Source organism: Methylobacterium sp. 1030 (assembly GCF_040544715.1).
GTDB lineage: Bacteria > Pseudomonadota > Alphaproteobacteria > Rhizobiales > Beijerinckiaceae > Methylobacterium.
The window spans coordinates 56,011-72,927 of the sequence record NZ_JBEPKM010000015.1; the positions used below are offsets into that span (position 1 = coordinate 56,011).

A 16,917-nucleotide genomic window follows, 5' to 3' on the forward strand; every position below is an offset into this window, starting at 1 on the left:
CCCGTCTCAGGCGGCCCGCCTGTCGACGCACACATCCGGGAAGGCCCGGATCCAGACCCGGCGGCCCTTGGCGTCGTAGACCTCGACCTGCCAGCCCGACCAGTCGAACCGCTCCACGACCCGCTCCATCAGCGCGAGCGCGACACGATCGGCGTGGGCCCGCACCTGCGCCGCGTTCGGAAACCGGCTGCCGCGCAAGTCGGTCACCAGCTCGTGGCCGTCCGTGCAGTGGAAGCGGTAAAGCCGCGTCGGCATTGAGCTTCCCTCGATCAATCCACAGCACTCCACCGCGATCCGGGAACGGGGCGCATCCGCGGTTGAACCCACCGCGCCGATGCGCTTTGTTCGTGATATGTTCTATACGGATTCGGACGGCGATGCACCCAGATCCCGAGGCGGCCCCTGCGGAGATTCGTCTCAGGGAGGCCGAGACGATCGCCGTGGCCTATCACAGGGCGGCGAAGGGTGACGCGTGGGCCGCGCTCGTCGCGGCCATCGCGGACGCTCTGGTCGATCTCGACGCGCTGGAGCGGCGCCTCGCCCGGCAGGGCGGGCTGATATCGCTGGGCTACGCCCGCGGCCGCACCGGGGCGGGCGGGGTCCGGGAGAAGCGCCGCGCCGGCCCGGAGGGTTGACCGCCCGGCGATGACCGCGCGGTCGGCCGGGCAGCCGGCGGTCTCGCCGCCCGGGCGGCGACGCGCCTGTCGGGGATCAGTGGTCCGTGCCGCCGCGCCGCGCCATGGCGCCGGGCTGGCCCAGGCCGATCGCCTTGGCGAGGGCGGAGCGCTGCTCGGCGTAACCGGGGGCGACCATCGGATAGTCGGTCGGCAGGCCGTAGCTGTCGCGGTAGCTGCGCGGATCCAGGCCGTGGCTGGCCAAGTGGCGCTTCAGCGTCTTGTAGAGCTTGCCGTCGATGAAGCTGACGATCCCGTCGTGCCGGACCGACTTGCGGATCTGGGCCGCGCTCGGCTTCTCGACCTCGGCCTGCGGGGCCGCGCCGGCCTGCGCCGCCGGCGTCCCGGCGACGAGTCCGCTGATCGCGCCGTGCACCCGTGCGATCAGGGCCGGCAGCTCCGCGGCCGGCACCGGATTGTTCGACACGTAGGCGGCCACAAGCTCGGCGGTCATCACGGCCAAGGTGTTGGATGTCTCATCGAAGGTCTCATTCATGATCGGACTTCCAGCGAGCGATTTACGTTCCCACGGTTTGGGCGCGGCAAGGGTTTAAACAGCGTAAATATAGAACGAAGACTCGATGAATATCTCTAGATTTTCTCGCGCCGTGCGGAGGCCGACGGGTGCGCCGTTCGTTGCACGTCCGCATCGACCGCAGAGGATCTCGGCGCGTCCGGACGGGGGTGACCCAGCTGACCGCGCGACAGCCTCGAACGACGCCGATCAGCGACCCCGCGCGCCCGCAGGCGACTTCGACGGGTGACCCGCGCGCCCCGGCACAGGCAAAGCGCCGCGCCTTGAGGGCGATGGACGGATGAAGGGGGTTCGCGCGCCTCAGCCGGCGCCGTACCCGCCCTTCCGGTTGTCGGGCTGCGGCGCGGGCGGTCGGGTGTCGTAGCCGCCGCTCTCCGGCGCCGCGTCGGAGCCGGGATCAACGGGGCCCGGGGCGTGGGGACCGCTGCCGCCGGCCGCCGGGTCGGCCCGCTTCTCCGGGGCTGCCGGCCGGCCCGGCGGGACCGTCCCCAGGGCCTCGCGTGCGGCGTCGACATCCTGTCCCATCCGTCCCTCCCTGCGGTCCTTCGTGTAGGGCCAAGGCGGGAGGTCGCCGCATGTTCCCCGCGCGGCCGGCGCGGTCGCCGGGACCGGGCGGTCCGGCCCCGTCCCCGATCAGGACCGGCGTACCGGGCGATGCGTCAGCGCGGCCTCATTTCCGCTCGCCGGTGGGGTTGGGCGTCGCGGACGTGTCCGGCGCGACCGCCGGATTGACGGGCGTGACCTTCGACCACGTGGCCGCGATCGCCACGATGGCGAGCAGCAGGACGATGAAGATGCCGATGAGGGTGAGGCGCTTCATGTGGCGGGTCTGGGTCTTCCGTGCGGGGGCCTGAGGGCGGGGAACGGCCGGGACGGCCGATCGATCCCGGCCGGAACGGGATCCTGCGGCCGCGGACCCGCACGGCCGCGACCGTCACGATCCCGCCGGGCGCGGCCGCGCCAGGGCGGCGGCCGCGTGCCGGGCCAGATCCTCGAGCCGGCGGACCGTCGCGTCGTCCGGGATGACCGAGGCGCACCAGTAGGCGCCCAGTGCGGCGACGGGCTCGGGCGAGCCGATCGGAACCATCACGAGGCTGCGCATCGAGGTCAGGCGGTAGAGGGCGAGCGGCACCCGGGGATCGCACTCGATGTCCGGGATCACGATGGTCGCGTCGTCGAGCATCGCGCGGCCCGAGATGCACGCCGTCAGCGGGAACCTGCGACCGCGCCACAGCGGCTCGATGGCGTCCTCGGCGGCGTAGAAGGAGGCGTCGCCCTCGCGCAGAACCACCGCGATCCCGTCGGAGCCCGCGATCTCCCGCGCGGTCTCGCGCAGGATCGCGACCGTGTCCTCCAGGGACCGGGCGGTCGCCAGGCGGTGGGCGGCCCGAACCAGACCCGAGGCGGGATCCAGGGAGAGTTCATCCATGTGGGACGCGGCCGCGAGCACTCCGATCGATCGGGCAACGCCCCATGCGGTGCCGCTGTACAAGTTTGTCGGGCACCGGCGCGGTGGGCAACAACCTGGATCAAGCGTTTCGCCGACGGAATCGGGCGCGCGGAGATGTGCGGTCGCAGCGTGCGCATATTGGTCGTCGCGGCGGACCTCCGCGACAGAAGTCGCGAAATAGTTCCGCGACACCGGATCACGACGCCGCGATGATGTGCTCCAGCGCACCTTTCGGTCCACCGGCTCCGGACCCCCGCCGGCGCTGTTGCAACAATGCACTATCGCGCCCGCACATCCTGACGTCCTGTCCGCCCCGCACACATCCCGTCCAACGGGAGACAGAGGACCAGATGATCAAGAAGCTTCTGCTCGCGAGCGCCGCCACGGCTCTCCTGACCGGCGCCGCCTCGGCCGCCGACCTGCCGCGCCGCGCCGCCCCGCCGCCGGTGTTCACCCCCGTCCCGGTCTTCACCTGGACCGGCGCCTACTTCGGTATCAACGCCGGCTACGCCTTCGACGCCAGCGACCGCAATACCGGCAACACCTTCGCCGTCCCCTTCCCCTACGCCGCCCCCGGCACCGTCGCCTCCTTCCGCAACCGCAGCCAGGACGGCTTCTCCGGCGGTGGCCAGATCGGCTACAACTGGCAGATCACCCCCGGCTCCGGCCTCGTGATCGGTGTCGAGGCCGACGCCCAGTACCTCGACTTCGGCCGTAACCGGAACAACGCCTTCGTCTCCGGCGCGCTGGCCCCCGGCTACTACGTCACCGACCCGCGCGGCCTCTCCAGCCTCGACTTCTTCGGCACCGTCCGCGGTCGCCTCGGCTACGCCTTCGACCGCACCCTCGTGTACGGCACCGGCGGCTTCGCCTACGGCTCGGGCAGCGCCGACCGCTCCTTCGGCGGCTATGCCGGCAACGACAGCTTCCGCACCGGCTGGGCCGTCGGCGGCGGCATCGAGTACGCCCTGCCCACCGACTCGTTCCTGAACTTCTTCCGCTCCTCGGCCGTGACGCTCAAGGTCGAAGGCCTGTACGTCAACCTCGACCGCAACACCCGCAACCAGGGCGCGTTCGTCATCAACGCCGCCAACAACTTCCCGGTCGTCTACAGCGGCATCGGTCGCCGCTCCGACGAGTTCGCCGTCGTCCGCGCCGGCCTGAACTACAAGTTCGGCTCCTACTGAGACCGACCAGCGACGGTCGGATGCGACGCTCGCATCCCGACCGTCGCACCCGACCCGACACGACACGCGAAGGGGCCGCTTCCCAAAGGAGGCGGCCCCTTCGCCGTTCAGGAGGCCAGAACACCGACCAGACTCGGACCGGCGCCGCCTCAGTAGCCCTTCCAGAGGCCGGGTGTGGCCAGCTCGAGCAGGTGTCCGTCCGGGTCGCGGAAGTAGACGCTGACGCCGCCCCGCGGCCAGCGGGTGCGCCCCTCGACGGCCACGCCGGCGGCCGCGAGATGGTCCTCCCAGGGCGCGAGGGCGTCGGCGTCGATCGAGAACGCGATATGGGCCGGGCCGCGGCCGTCATGGGGCGGTATGAGACCGCCCGGCGTCTCGATCGGCTGCAGAGACCCGCCCTCCGGAAAGAGCAGGAGGACGCCGCGGCCGCCGACGTCGAAGGCGCGCATGCGGAAGTCGGTGAAGAGGCAGCGCAACCCCATCGTGTCGCGATAGAAGGCCTCGGCGCGGTCGAGGTCCGCGACGTACAGCGCCGTCTCCAGGATGGCGTTGAGCTCGGGCACGGCGATCTCCTGGCGGCGGCGCGGTCACGGCCCGCGGGACTCCGTCCGGTCCGGTCCGGGCCGGTCCAGTCCGGGCCGGCGCAGCGCCGGGCGGCGGCCGCACCGGGCCAACCGGCCGGTCCCGGACTCGGTTCGCCGCGGGCTCAGACGGCCGACGGCCGCGGCGCGCCCGAGTCGGGGCGCGGGGCGCGGCCCGGCACCAGCGACAGGGCGGCCGAGAGCAGGGCGAAGACCACGAGCGGCAGGAGGCTCAGAGTGAAGCTGCCGGTCCCGTCCTTGATCGCGCCGATCAGGTAGGGGCCGAGGAAGCCGCCGAGATTGCCGACCGCGTTGATGGCCGCGATGCTCGCCGCCGCGGTGGCGGGCGGCATCTGCTCGGTCGCGAGCGCCCAGAACGGGCCCTTGAGCATGTAGACGCCCATGGCGGCGATCGTCAGCGCCGCCACGACCGGGCCGAGCCCCGACAGGACCGTGCCGCCCGCGAGCCCCAGCGCCAGGATCAGGAACGAGAGCGCGAGGTGCCAGCGCCGCTCGGCGGTCCGGTCGCTGTGCCAGCCCCAGAGGACCATCGCCAGGGACGCGAAGCCGTACGGGATGCTGTTCAGGAGCCCGGTCTCGACGTTGCCGAGACCGAAGCTCTTGACGATCTGCGGCGTCCAGAACGACAGCCCGTAGCTGCTCGCCGTCGAGCCGAAATAGATCGCGGCGAAGAGGGCGAGCCGCCGGTCGCGCAGGATGTCCCAGAGCGGCGGCTTCGCGGGCTGGCCGCTGCGGGTGTTGCGCGCCGCCTCGGCCCGGAGCTGCCGCTCCAGCCAGTCCCGCTCGGCCGCCGGCAGCCACGCCGCGTCCCGCGGGCCGTCCGGCAGGAGCCACAGGACCGCGACGGCCAGGAACACCGCCGGCAGGCCCTCGAGGATGAACAGCCACTGCCAGCCGGCGAGGCCGAACCCCGTCACGTTGAGTAGCGCGCCGGAGATCGGCGAGCCCAGGAACGACGAGATCGGGATCGAGATCATGAAGACCCCGATGATCCGCGCCCGGTAGGCGGAGGGGAACCAGTAGGTGAGGTAGAGGATCACGCCGGGGAAGAAGCCGGCCTCGGCGAGCCCCAGCAGGAAGCGCAGGCCGATGAACGACCACGGCCCCTGCACCAGGGCCATGGCGGCGGAGATGAGCCCCCAGGTCGCCATGATCCGGGCGATCCACAGCCGCGCCCCGAAGCGCTCCAGCATCAGGTTGCTGGGGATCTCCATCAGGAAGTAGCCGAGGAAGAAGATGCCGGCGCCCCAGCCGAACACGGTCGCCGAGAGGCCGACATCGTGGTTCATCTGGATCGCCGCGAAGCCGACATTCACGCGGTCCAGGAAGGAGACGAAGTAGGCGAGGATCAGGAACGGCACGAGCCGCCAGCCGATCCTGCGCATCGCCGAGCGTTCCAGGGCGGCCTCGTCCGGGGAGCCTGTCGCCAAGCCTGTCATCGAGCGTGTCCTCGTCGCGTCATGGAATCCGCGCGGCGTCGAGGGCGTCGATGCACCGCCGCGATGGCGGTGAGACGAATATCTCGGGCTTCCTCGCGGGCCGGTCATCTCTGGCGGTGACCTGTGCCGAATCTGCTTACCCCGTTCCCGATGCGGCTGGGAAGCGCTCGCGCGGCTTCAATCGATCGGACTTGTTGGAGGGACCGGCGTATTCGTGTGGCAGGATACCGTTGAACTACGCCGTGCCGGCGACACAGTAGGCTCGTGCAGCGGGGCTGTAGGGATGCCGATGGCCTGTTCGTCTTTGCGAGCGCAGCGAAGCAACCCAGGGATGCGAGACATCGGTCAAGCTTGGCGCAGCTGGATTGCTTCGCTGCGCTCGCAAAGGCACGGAGCCAGTTCTGCGCGATCCCTGTCGCCGGACCGCGACCCTCTCCGCGTTCGGGTACCCGGAAAAGGCGCGCACGCACGGACCTGGAGCTGCTGATCCCGCGCCCACGTCCCGAGGTCTTGAAAGAGGGCGACCCCTGCGCCTCAGCCCTTCTTGACGTTCCAGAACACCGGCACGCCGTCGAGGACGCCGGTCAGGGACGGCTTGTACGAGGTCTGGTTGAAGTACTGCCCGAGGGGCAGGTAGGGCAGGTCGACGAAGGCCTGCTGCTGGAGCTCGCCCGCGAGCCGCTTGCGCGCGGCGGTGTCCGGGGCGTCCAGCCACTGGTCCCGCAGCGCCTCGATCCTCGCGCTGGTGGGCCAGCCGATCGCGGCGCTCTGTCCGGTCCCGCGCAGGAAGGCGCTGACCGCGGGATTCGCCTGGTCGAGCCCCGCCCAGAAGGTGCAGAAGGCGCTCCAGCCGCCCTGGGCGACCGGCTCCTTCTTGGCGCGCCGCTGCACCACCGAGCCCCAGTCCATGACCTGATAGTCGACGTTGAAGCCGGCGCGCGTGAGCATGTCGGCCGCCACGTCGGCGAGCGCCTTCAGGCTCGGGAAGTCCGAGGCGCCCATCAGCACCACCTTCTCGCCCTTGTAGCCGGCCGCCGCCAGCGCCGCCTTGGCGCCCGCGTAGTCGCGCTTGCTGGTCAGGGCGTCGAGGCCGACGTCGCTCGCCATGGGCAGGCCCGGGCAGAAGAAGCCGGTCGGCACGTGGATCAGCTTGGGATCGGTGCCGGTCACCGCCTGCATGAAGTCGGTCTGGTCGACGACCTTCAGCAGCACCTGCCGAATCGCCGGATTGTCGAAGGGCGGCTGGAGCTGGTTCATCCGCAGGCAGCCGATCAGGCCGGTCGGGTCGGTGATCCGCGTCGTCAGCCCGCGGAGGGTGGGCACGAGGTCGGCCGGCGGCTGCTCCCACCAGTCCATCTCGCCCGTCTGCATGGCCGAGGCGGCGGTCGCCTGGTCGGGGATGACGTTCCACTCGACCCGGTCGACGTGGACGCGCTTCGGGCCCGAGGTCCATTGCGGCTCGCCGCCCTCGCGGGGGACGTAGCCGGCAAAGCGCTCGTAGACCACCCGGGCGCCGACCACGCGCTCGTCCGCCTTGAAGCGGAACGGGCCGCTGCCGACCATCTCGGTCACCTGCGTGAACGGGTCGGTCTTGGCGAGACGCTCCGGCATGATCGCGCAGATCGAGGAGCCGACCTTGCCGAGCGCGTCCGGCAGGAGCGCGAAGGGCTTCTTCAGGCGGAACTGGATCGTCCGGTCATCCGGGGCCGAGAGCTCGTCCGTGTAGGCCATGAGCGTCTGGCCCATGGCGTCGCGCTTGCCCCAGCGCGCGACGCTCGCCACGCAGTCGCGGGCCAGGACCGGGCTGCCGTCGTGGAAGGTCAGCCCGGGCCGCAGGGTGAGGCGCCACAGCGTGCCGTCGTTCTCCACCGTGTGGCCCGCCACCATCTGCGGCTGGGCGGCGTAGGCGGCATCGGTGCCGTAGAGCGTGTCGAAGACGGCGAGCCCGTGATTCCGGGTGACGTAGGCGGTCGTCCAGATCGGATCGAGCACCGTCAGGTCGGCCTGCGGGATGAACTTGAGCGTCCGGGCGGCACTGCCCTGCGCCAGCGCCGGGGTCGCGAGGGCGGCCCCCGACAGGGCCATGAAGGATCGTCTGTTCAGCATGCCGACTCGCCCGAGCGTTGCAATCCCGCTCAGGTTAGCACGCGGCGGGCCAAGCGCATCACAAGTGCATCACGGGCGCACCGGTCAGCACACCGGTCAGCGTGCCGGTCAGCGTGCGGCCGCCAGATCCTGCACGAGGGTCAGGACGCGGCGGCGGATCTCGGGATCGTCGATGCGCCGGTAGGCATGCAGCAGGGCGTCGGCCTCGTCGGCACGCCCGCCCGCGACGCCGGCGCCCCGCTCTGCGCCCAGTGGGCCGTACAGGGAGGTGGCCGGAACCTGCAGCGCGTCGGCGATCCGCTGCAGCAGCCGCCCGGCACCCGGCGCGTGCGGCGGTGCGGAGTGCTCGAACAGGTCGTCCTCGGGCGCCGCAGCCCCGGAGGATCCGCTCCGGACAGGTGACTTCGATCCCATCGGCGGTCAGGCTCTGGCGCGCGGGCTGGCTCGAGCATTCATAATACAGAAGACCGGCAGGACGCGAGTGGCCAGCACGCAACAGTTGCATGAATGCGTCAAAGAAGTCTTGAGGTTGCAGCTACCGAACCCGTAGATCGACCGGACCGGAGCCGCACACGTACACCGCCATGCCCAAGACCAACGCGTCCGTCGGTCAGACCTGTCCCGAAGCCTTTCAGATCGCGCTCGATTCCGCCGACATGATCGGGCACTGGGCGTGGGAGCCCGCGACGGACCGGGTGCGGGTCGACGCCCTGGTGGCCCTCCTGTTCAAGGTCGATCCGACCGCGGCGGAATCCGGCATCCCGCTGGCCGTCTACGAGGAGGCCATCCACGTCGACGACCGCGACCGGGTCGACACCCTGATCCGCCGCAGCGTCGCGGCGGGGAGTTCCTACGTCGCCGAGTACCGGGTGATCTCCGTCGACGGCCGGATGCGCTGGGTCCTGGCGCGCGGCCGCTTCACCAGCGACCGTCGCGGCCGGCCGACGGGCGGGCGCGGAATCCTCGTGGACATCACGGCGCTGCGCGCGCGCGAGGCGATCGGCGGCGCGACCGCGCCCGACCTCGGCGACACGCCCCTGGACCGGGCGGTCGAGCACGCCCTCGCCGCGCAGGACGCCGTCGCGGCGCTGGGCGATCCGGCCCTGAAGGCCGAGGCGGACGCGCTGCTGATGGCGCTGGGGCGACGGCTGGCCCGGCGGCAGGTCGCGGAACGGCGCCGCCGCCTGAACTGAAGCGTGACGGCAGCGGCGCGGCGGCAACCACTAAATCCCGCCGCTAATTGTGCGCCTTGTTCGTGCAAAGCGGGGATGAACAAGCTTTCGTCAAGATAACGACTTTATTGGCCGCGAGCAGGTGCGGGACCGGCAGCGGCGTTGCCGGAGCCCCGTTCTCACCCGAGCGCGTCGCGCGCGCGCCGTTGCCGTCCGGACCCGGCGGGTCCGGCTTCCCGGGATCGTCGTCATGCACTTCACCGTCACCGCACGCCTGTCCGCGCGCCGGTTCGCCTACCAGCACGCCTCGGTCCTGACCGCCCTGGATCAGGGCATGAGCCTGATCGCGGCCGGCATGGCCGAGGTGACGATCACGGACGGCAGCGGCGAGGCGCGGACGCCGGCCGCGCTGTACCAGTCCCTGTTCGGGGCGCCCGGTCCCCTGCGGCGGCGCCCGGCGCCCGCGCAGGCGCAGGCCGCCTGATCCCGGACGACCCGATCGCGCGCGACGCCCGCCCCGCAACAGATCGCCCCGCAGCGGATCGCCCCCTCGCCGGGCGGCGACGGGGCAGTGTCCGCAGGTGCTCGGGCGATCACGCCTTCGGTTTCACGACCCGAGGCCTGGAAACGACCGCGGCCCATCTCGACTAAAGAGAAATTTGACCAGTACGACGTCGTCTTTCTGGACAATGGCCGAGATCAGGCTTAACCTCGGTGTGTTCGTGCCGCCGACATGCGCGCTCGAATGCTTCCAAGGATCATCTTACATGAAGCGCCGCAGCGCGCGACCGTTCATGGTCGAAGTCAAGCAGACCCGTTCGGCCCGCACAACGCTGACTGCCACCGAGGCGCGGCCGCGCCCGGACAAGATCCTGTGGCCGGAACTGGCGCAGGCCGCCCTCGCGCCGCCCGCACCCGCGCCCGCCCCTCAGGCGGCACCGGCGCCGCGCCCGGAACGGAAGGTGCCGGACGCACCGGTGCGCCGCGTCCTGCCGAGCCTCATGCCGATGTTCGAGGCCCCGGCCGAGCCGGTCCTCGAGGCCGCCGACGAGGCCGCGACGGACCCCGCCGCCGAGACCGTCCCGGCGCCGCGGGCGCGGCGCGGGCGGCCGCGGGCGGCCGCGCGGGACGCGCTCCCGCAGGTGCAGACGGTGCCGCCGCGCCCGGCCGCGCCGACCGCCCCGCCGCCGGCCCCGCCCGTCGACGAGGCGCCCGCCCGCGTCCCGCCGCCGGCCGCGTCCGGTCCCGCGTCGGGTCCCACGTCGGGTCCCACGTCGAGCCAGGGCCCGTCGCCCCGGTCGACGGCAGGGCGGCGGACGAACGAGCTGCGGCTCGGCGAGCGCTGGAAGCGGCGCCTGCCGCACTTCATGCGCTGATCACGCGCCGACGGCCCGGCCGCGCCCTCGCGGCCGGCCGCGTCAGGTGAAGAACGGCCTGAAGTTCTCGAGCCATCCGCGCAGCCAGGCCTCGCAGCCCTGCCGGGCGCCCTCGGCGTCCTGGCCGTGCCCCCAGATGTCCTCGGCCAGCGGGCTCCACCAGGTCCAGAACCGGCTCGATCCGTCGTAGGCGCAGATCCCCACGACGACCGTCCCGACCCGGCCGACGAAGCGCGGGAGCGGCACGCCGGCGGTCTCGTCCTGCGTCCAGGTGATCAGGGTCCGGAACATGCCGTGAGAACGGTGGCCGCCCCGGGATGTTCACGGGCCCGGATGTTCGAGATGTTCGACCGGACGGATCCGCCCGGCGCGTCGGGGACCTAGGCCGCCCACCGCTCCGGCACCGGTCCCGCGGCCAGCCGCGAGTTGCGGTAGCGCGCGTCGTCGGTGACCTCGCGCTCGACCCAGGGAGGGAGCACCACCGGCTGGTCCTCGCGCTCCAGTTCGATCTCGGCCAGGATCAGGCCCGCGAGGTTCCCGCCGAACACGTCGACGTCCCAGATCGCCCCGGCATGCGCGACCCGGTAGCGGGTCTTCTCGAGCCGCCGGCCGGGCGGCACGGTGGCGAGGAGCGCCGCGCCGTCCTCCGGCGCGATGGCGAACTCGATCTCGTCCCGGCTGGCGCCGCGGCGCGGGCTCTTCCACGTGATCAGCGCGCGCTCACCGGCCCGGCGGATCCGGATCGTGTTGGCCGCGTCGGTGAAGAGGTATCCCTGAACCAGGGACGTCCCCGCCCGGCACAGCGCCAGAACCGACGGGTTCGCGATGAACTTGCGCTCGATCTCGACAGCCATGCCGCGCCTCGTGGACGTTTGACGCGTCAGCCTTCGCCGACAAGCCGGCCCGCGACAAGCCGCCTGGCGGGGATGAGCACAGCGTTACAGGCATGGCTCGGTGCCAATGCGCGCGGGCTGCAATGGGATCGTGTTAAACTTATGTAAAAGCGTGAGGAGGCCGTCGATTGCAGAAGCATCATCAGAAATCCCGCCCTTCTCCGTCCGCGAGGTCAGCGCTGAAGACGGCATCCAAGCGGCCGAACTTGAAGAAGCTGCTCCGCAAGGCGCAGGTCAAACCGCTCAAGCAGGTGGCGGCCCTGCCGTTCCGCGTCGGCGCCGACGGCCGGATCGAGGTCCTGCTGATCACCTCGCGGGATACGGGACGCTGGATCATCCCGAAGGGCTGGCCGATGACCGGCCGGAAGGCCCATCAGGCCGCCGCGCGGGAGGCCTACGAGGAGGCGGGGCTCGAAGGGCAGATCGCCGCGAACCCGGTCGGACGGTACCATTACCAGAAGCGCTTCGATCACGGCCGCGCCTTCCCCTGCATGGTCCGCGTCTACCCGCTGCGGGTCGAGGCCCAGCACGAGCGCTGGCCGGAACAGGCCCAGCGCACCCTGCAATGGTTCGCGCCCGAGGAGGCGGCGCGCCTCGTCCACGAGGACGAGCTCCAGGAACTCCTGACGGATTTCGCGGCGCGGCCGATCGAGATCCGCGGCGACGGGCGCGGCTGACGGGCGCCGCGACGGGCACGGGCGGGCGGACCGCCGCCGCGCCCGAACATTCAACTCCTGATCTGCGGCCTGACCGGCGCGCGGCGGCGCCCGGAAGAGCCTCGTCCGCATCGCGGATCGGACCCGTGTCCGGGCGGAATGCAACTTCTGATTAGTATCCGCGGGTTAAGGTTCCCGCCGTCGCAGAAGGGCGGGGCACCTCGATGTATCGCGCGTTCGCTTGCCTGACCGAGGAACATACCGGCTGGGTGGTCGCCCTGGCCGCCTGCGTGTGCTGGATCTCCTGCGCGGTGGCCCTCAAGCTGGAGCAGCGCGTCCAGGTCCGCGCCGACGGGCACGGGCCGGTCTGGCTCCTGGCCTCGGGCTTCTCGATCGGGGCCGGGATCTGGAGCACCCACTTCATCGGCATGCTGGGCTACGATCCCGGCGTGGTGCTGGGCTACGAGCCGCGCACGACCCTGCTCTCGCTGATCGTCGCGATCGCGGCCGCCACCGTGGCCTTCCTGTTCGCCCGGGCCACGCCGTCGCGCTGGGCCGGGGCGGGGGCGGGCCTCGTGCTCGGGATCGGCATCGCCTGCATGCACTTCCTCGGCATCGCCGGCGTGCGGCTGCCGGGACACTTCACCTGGGACCCCGCCACGGCCGCCACGGCGATCGCGGCGGGCTGCGGGCTCGCGGCCGCCGGCATGGCCATCCATGTCGGCAGCGCGGGCGCGCGGGCCCGGCTCGCGGCCGCGACCGTCCTGACCCTCGCCATCGCGGTCCTGCACTTCCTGGCCATGGCGGCCGCCCGCGTGGTGCCGGACCCGGCCCTGGCGGTCCCGCAGCTCGGCCTCGCCCGGGGCGTCCTGGCCGGCGGCATCGCCGGCGTGATGGCGGTGATCCTGGCCTTCGCGGCGCTGACGCTGATGCTGGACCACCTGCGCCGGATCAACGTCGCCCTGGCCCGGCAGGGCCGCATGCTGCGGGAGAAGACCCTGCTGCTCGACGCCACCCTCGACAGCATGGACCAGGGCCTCATCATGGTCGACGCCGGCGGCGTGGTCCGGGTCTGCAACGAGCGGGCTCTGGCGCTCCTCGACCTGCCCCGGGCGATGATGCAGGCGCGGCCGAGCTACCGGGCGGTGCTGCGCCACGAGGCGAGCCGCCGCGAGCGCCGGCGCCCGGACCGCTCGATCCGGACCTGGATCGAGCGCGGCGAGGCCGGGCAGACGCAGGTTCACGAGCGGGCGCGGCCCAACGGCCTCGTGCTCGAGATCCGCACCGTGCCCCTGGCGGATGGCGGCTTCGTGCGGACCTTCACCGACATCACCAAGCGGAAGGCCGCGGAGGCCGAGGTGGCGCGCCTCGCCCGCCACGACGTCCTCACCGGCCTGCCGAACCGGGCGCTGTTCCACGAAACCCTCGCGCGCAGCCTCGTCGACATCGTCCAGCGCGGCGGCGCCTGCGCGGTCCTGTACCTCGACCTCGACGGCTTCAAGAGCGTGAACGACAGCCTCGGCCACCAGGCCGGGGACGAGCTCCTCCGGCGCGTGTCGGCCGGCCTGCGGGGCATCGCGGGGGACGGGGCGGTGGCCCGGCTCGGGGGCGACGAGTTCGCCGTGCTCTCGGCCGGCGGCGCGGCCGAGGCCGAGGTCCTGGCCGAGCGCCTCATCGCGCTGTTCCACAGCCCGTTCAGCGTGGGCGGCCACCGGGTCGGCGTCGGCCTGAGCGTCGGCATCGCGCTGGCCCCCGAGCACGGGACGGATGCCGAGCCGCTGTACCGCCGCGCCGATCTCGCCCTCTACCGGGCCAAGGCCGAGGGCCGCGGCACGTACCGGATCTTCACCCCCGCCATGGACGAGGAGGCCGAGGAGCGGCGGGTGCTCGAGCGCGACCTGCGCCAGGCCCTCGACGACAACACCCTGAGCCTGCACTACCAGCCGCAGGTCGAGGGCCACACGGGGGCGCTCGTCGGATTCGAGGCGCTCCTGCGCTGGACCCACCCGGTCCGCGGCAGCGTGTCGCCCAACGTGTTCGTGCCCCTGGCCGAGGAGACCGGCCTGATCGTGGCGCTCGGCGACTGGGTGCTGCGCGAGGCCTGCCGCGAGGCGGCCCAGTGGGCGCAGCCCCTGAAGGTCGCCGTCAACCTCTCGCCCCGCCAGTTCCAGAAGCCCGGCCTGCCCGAGACCGTCCTGGCGATCCTGGCCGAGACCGGTCTCTCGCCGGACCGCCTGGAGCTGGAGGTCACCGAGAGCATCATCATCAACGACATGGCGCGGGCCGTGGGCATCCTCCGCCGCCTGAAGAGCTACGGCATCCGGATCAGCATGGACGATTTCGGGACCGGCTACGCGTCGCTCGCGACCCTCCAGGCCTTCCCGTTCGACAAGCTGAAGATCGACCGCTCCTTCGTGGCGCAGCTCGGGACCGGCCCGCAGGCCGCCGTGATCGTCCGGGCCGTGCTCAGCCTCGGCCGCAGCCTCGGCATGGGCGTCGTCGCGGAGGGCGTCGAGACCCACGCCCAGATGAAGTTCCTGACCGAGGAGGCCTGCGGCGAGATGCAGGGCTTCCTGTTCGGCAGGCCGCGCCCGATCACCGACTACGCCGCCGCGGTCGGCGGTCCCGCCGGCCCCGCCGAGGAGTCCGCCCGGGCCGAGCCGGGCCTCGCCGCGGTCGGCTGAGCGGGATCGCCGATCCGCCGCCGGGAACCCGCCCGATCGCTCCGACGTTGGCCCCGCAGATTGGATCACTTCTAAGGTCCAAGCTCTCGTCCCCCGCCGGGACGGCCCCCGGGCCGCCGGCCTCACAGGAGCCCGACCATGAACGCCAAGTGCGAGACCTGCCGGTTCTTCGACGAGCACAAGGGCAACGGCGCCGTCGCGCAGAACGATGCCGGCCTGTGCCGCTTCAACCCGCCGGTCAGCCAGCCCGCACCCGAGTCCAAGGGTCTCTGGCCGGTGGTCGCCGCCCAGGACTGGTGCGGCCACTACACCGCCGAGATGACCGCGGCCGAGTAGGCGCGTCCGCCGCGCGACGATCGGGGCCGGCCTTCGGGTCGGCCCTTTCGTTTGGGCGGGTCCCGGCGCCGCCCGCCGCAACTTTCGCGTCCCCGGCCGCGCCGCCCCCCCTGACCATCGCGGGAGCGGGCTCTACCTTGGAGTCGATCCAGGGTGCCGCCGCTTTGCGGGATGTCTTGCCGGGATGTCTTGCCGGGATGTTCCGCCGGGATGTTCCGCCCGCGGGCCCCGGCGACCGGAAGCCCGTCCGCGCCTTCGTGATCTGAACCGGAGAGAGACTTGATGGTGAGCGCCGAAACCGTGCCCCAGGACCCGGGCGCCAGACCTGCGCGGACCGACGCACCGGTCCTCGCCGCCGTCACGTTCACGGTGAACGGCGAGCGGCGCACGCTCGAACTCGACACCCGCACCAGCCTGCTCGACGCCGCGCGCGAGCACCTGCACCTGACCGGGTCCAAGAAGGGCTGCGATCACGGCCAGTGCGGCGCCTGCACGATGATCGTCGACGGGCGGCGCATCAACGCCTGCCTGACGCTGGCGATCATGCACCAGGGCGCCGAGATCGTGACCGTCGAGGGCCTGGGGCAGCCCGACAGCCTGCACCCGATGCAGGCGGCCTTCGTCAAGCACGACGGCTACCAGTGCGGCTACTGCACGCCGGGCCAGATCTGCTCGGGCGTGGCCGTCCTGGAGGAGATCCGGGCCGGCATCCCGAGCCACGTCACGGCGGATCTCGGCGCCGCGCCGCAGGTGACCGAGACCGAGATCCGCGAGCGGATGAGCGGCAACCTCTGCCGCTGCGGCGCCTATTCCAACATCGTCGAGGCGATCACCGAAGTCGCCGGGAGCCGCGCATGAAGTCCTTCACGTACGAGCGCCCGGGCACGCCCGCCGCGGCCGCCGCCGCCGTCGCCGCCACGCCCGACGCCAAGTTCATCGCCGGCGGCACCAACCTGCTCGACCTGATGAAGCTGCAGATCGAGACCCCGCGCCATCTCGTCGACGTGAACGGGCTCGGCCTCGACGCGGTCGAGCCGACCGAGGAGGGCGGCCTGCGCATCGGCGCCCTGGTGCGCAACACCGATCTCGCGGCCCATCCGCGGGTGCGCGCGGATTACGGGGTCCTCGCCCGCGCGCTGCTCGCCGGCGCCTCCGGTCAGCTGCGCAACAAGGCGACCACCGCCGGCAACCTGCTGCAGCGGACCCGCTGCCCGTACTTCTACGACACCGCCCAGCCCTGCAATAAGCGCCAGCCGGGCTCCGGCTGTTCGGCGCTCGACGGCGTGAGCCGCCAGCTGGCGGTGATCGGCGGCAGCGAGGCCTGCATCGCCACGCATCCGGGCGACATGGCGGTGGCCATGCGCGTCCTCGACGCCACCGTGGAGACGATCGACGCCGGGGGCGCCGCGCGGAAGATCCCGATCGCCGAGTTCCACCGCCTGCCGGGCGACGACCCGTCGCGCGACACGAACCTCGAGCCCGGCGAGCTCATCACCGCGGTGACGCTGCCGAAGCCCGTTCCCGGGACGCACATCTACCGCAAGGTCCGCGACCGCGCCTCCTACGCCTACGCGCTGGTCTCGGTGGCGGCGATCCTGGGCAAGGACGGCTCCGGCCACGTCGCCTTCGGGGGCGTCGCCCACAAGCCCTGGCGGGTCGAGGCGGCCGAGGCCGATCTCCCGAAGGGCGCCCGGGCCGTGACCGACCGGGTCTTCGCCGACGCCAAGCCCACCCACGAGAACGCCTACAAGCTGAAGCTCGCCGAGCGGACCCTCGGCGCCGCGCTCAACCAAGCGAGGGCCTGAGC

General features: G+C 72.1%; 21 protein-coding genes. 10 read left to right on the forward strand and 11 right to left on the reverse strand.

All coding sequences use genetic code 11. The features are described 5' to 3' along the window. Positions 1-6 precede the first annotated feature (6 nt). Positions 7-255 carry a DUF6894 family protein gene (locus ABIC30_RS21530; protein ID WP_020096527.1) on the reverse strand — a complete coding sequence of 83 codons (249 nt, stop codon included), beginning with the start codon at positions 253-255 and terminating at the stop codon, positions 7-9. 122 nt (positions 256-377) lie between these two features. Here ABIC30_RS21530 and ABIC30_RS21535 point away from each other — a divergent pair, with 122 nt between their 5' ends. Then, a complete protein-coding gene (locus ABIC30_RS21535; RefSeq protein WP_020096528.1) occupies positions 378-635 on the forward strand; it encodes a hypothetical protein in 258 nt (85 codons plus the stop codon). Between the two features lie 76 nt (positions 636-711). On the opposite strand, the gene ABIC30_RS21540 is transcribed toward ABIC30_RS21535, so the two are convergent. The 4 genes from ABIC30_RS21540 to ABIC30_RS21555 all read right to left on the reverse strand — a co-directional run bounded on the left by ABIC30_RS21540 (position 712) and on the right by ABIC30_RS21555 (position 2,638). Continuing rightward, positions 712-1,170 (reverse strand): Ros/MucR family transcriptional regulator, encoded by a 459-nt coding sequence (locus ABIC30_RS21540; RefSeq protein WP_020096529.1) that lies wholly within the window; start codon positions 1,168-1,170, stop codon positions 712-714. A 339-nt stretch (positions 1,171-1,509) separates the two neighbouring features. Next, entirely contained in the window at positions 1,510-1,734 is a 225-nt protein-coding gene (locus ABIC30_RS21545) for a hypothetical protein (protein ID WP_020096530.1), read from the reverse strand. Positions 1,735-1,879: 145 nt separating this feature from the next. Continuing rightward, on the reverse strand, positions 1,880-2,029 hold the full coding sequence (locus ABIC30_RS21550) for a hypothetical protein (protein WP_020096531.1): 150 nt from the start codon (positions 2,027-2,029) through the stop codon (positions 1,880-1,882). 114 nt (positions 2,030-2,143) lie between these two features. Then, positions 2,144-2,638 carry a GAF domain-containing protein gene (locus tag ABIC30_RS21555; protein ID WP_026605482.1) on the reverse strand — a complete coding sequence of 165 codons (495 nt, stop codon included), beginning with the start codon at positions 2,636-2,638 and terminating at the stop codon, positions 2,144-2,146. Positions 2,639-3,009: 371 nt separating this feature from the next. Between ABIC30_RS21555 and ABIC30_RS21560 the strand changes: the two genes are divergently transcribed. Further along, on the forward strand, positions 3,010-3,846 hold the full coding sequence (locus ABIC30_RS21560) for an outer membrane protein (protein WP_205833912.1): 837 nt from the start codon (positions 3,010-3,012) through the stop codon (positions 3,844-3,846). 149 nt (positions 3,847-3,995) lie between these two features. Here ABIC30_RS21560 and ABIC30_RS21565 read toward each other — a convergent pair whose 3' ends face one another. The 4 genes from ABIC30_RS21565 to ABIC30_RS21580 form a co-directional block, all read right to left on the reverse strand. Further along, positions 3,996-4,409, reverse strand: coding sequence for a VOC family protein (locus tag ABIC30_RS21565; protein WP_020094093.1), 414 nt, complete (start codon positions 4,407-4,409; stop codon positions 3,996-3,998). Between the two features lie 143 nt (positions 4,410-4,552). Beyond that, positions 4,553-5,887, reverse strand: coding sequence for an MFS transporter (locus tag ABIC30_RS21570; protein WP_354456081.1), 1,335 nt, complete (start codon positions 5,885-5,887; stop codon positions 4,553-4,555). A 534-nt stretch (positions 5,888-6,421) separates the two neighbouring features. Then, positions 6,422-7,993: an ABC transporter substrate-binding protein gene (locus ABIC30_RS21575; RefSeq protein ID WP_091680902.1), complete on the reverse strand. Its 1,572-nt coding sequence runs from the start codon at positions 7,991-7,993 to the stop codon at positions 6,422-6,424. Positions 7,994-8,101: 108 nt separating this feature from the next. Further along, positions 8,102-8,407: a hypothetical protein gene (locus tag ABIC30_RS21580; RefSeq protein ID WP_354456082.1), complete on the reverse strand. Its 306-nt coding sequence runs from the start codon at positions 8,405-8,407 to the stop codon at positions 8,102-8,104. Positions 8,408-8,577: 170 nt separating this feature from the next. Between ABIC30_RS21580 and ABIC30_RS21585 the strand changes: the two genes are divergently transcribed. From ABIC30_RS21585 to ABIC30_RS21595, 3 genes are all read left to right on the forward strand, one after another. After that, positions 8,578-9,186, forward strand: coding sequence for a PAS domain-containing protein (locus ABIC30_RS21585; RefSeq protein WP_091978907.1), 609 nt, complete (start codon positions 8,578-8,580; stop codon positions 9,184-9,186). A 229-nt stretch (positions 9,187-9,415) separates the two neighbouring features. Next, entirely contained in the window at positions 9,416-9,649 is a 234-nt protein-coding gene (locus ABIC30_RS21590; protein WP_100252464.1) for a hypothetical protein, read from the forward strand. 283 nt (positions 9,650-9,932) lie between these two features. Beyond that, entirely contained in the window at positions 9,933-10,541 is a 609-nt protein-coding gene (locus tag ABIC30_RS21595; RefSeq protein WP_354456083.1) for a hypothetical protein, read from the forward strand. A 42-nt stretch (positions 10,542-10,583) separates the two neighbouring features. Here ABIC30_RS21595 and ABIC30_RS21600 read toward each other — a convergent pair whose 3' ends face one another. Beyond that, entirely contained in the window at positions 10,584-10,832 is a 249-nt protein-coding gene (locus tag ABIC30_RS21600) for a hypothetical protein (protein ID WP_354456084.1), read from the reverse strand. 89 nt (positions 10,833-10,921) lie between these two features. Further along, a complete protein-coding gene (locus tag ABIC30_RS21605; protein WP_354456085.1) occupies positions 10,922-11,395 on the reverse strand; it encodes a CYTH domain-containing protein in 474 nt (157 codons plus the stop codon). Positions 11,396-11,640: 245 nt separating this feature from the next. Between ABIC30_RS21605 and ABIC30_RS21610 the strand changes: the two genes are divergently transcribed. From ABIC30_RS21610 to ABIC30_RS21630, 5 genes are all read left to right on the forward strand, one after another. Then, entirely contained in the window at positions 11,641-12,111 is a 471-nt protein-coding gene (locus ABIC30_RS21610; RefSeq protein ID WP_020094084.1) for an NUDIX hydrolase, read from the forward strand. 203 nt (positions 12,112-12,314) lie between these two features. After that, positions 12,315-14,774, forward strand: a complete 2,460-nt coding sequence (locus ABIC30_RS21615) for a bifunctional diguanylate cyclase/phosphodiesterase (protein WP_234081600.1) — start codon at positions 12,315-12,317, stop codon at positions 14,772-14,774. Between the two features lie 138 nt (positions 14,775-14,912). Beyond that, complete coding sequence (locus tag ABIC30_RS21620; RefSeq protein ID WP_012321181.1) at positions 14,913-15,110, forward strand: hypothetical protein; 198 nt, start codon at positions 14,913-14,915, stop codon at positions 15,108-15,110. A 282-nt stretch (positions 15,111-15,392) separates the two neighbouring features. Next, on the forward strand, positions 15,393-15,968 hold the full coding sequence (paoA, locus tag ABIC30_RS21625) for an aldehyde dehydrogenase iron-sulfur subunit PaoA (RefSeq protein WP_020094082.1): 576 nt from the start codon (positions 15,393-15,395) through the stop codon (positions 15,966-15,968). Further along, positions 15,965-16,915 carry an FAD binding domain-containing protein gene (locus ABIC30_RS21630; protein WP_020094081.1) on the forward strand — a complete coding sequence of 317 codons (951 nt, stop codon included), beginning with the start codon at positions 15,965-15,967 and terminating at the stop codon, positions 16,913-16,915. Before paoA ends, ABIC30_RS21630 begins: the two co-directional genes overlap by 4 nt. Positions 16,916-16,917 lie beyond the last annotated feature (2 nt).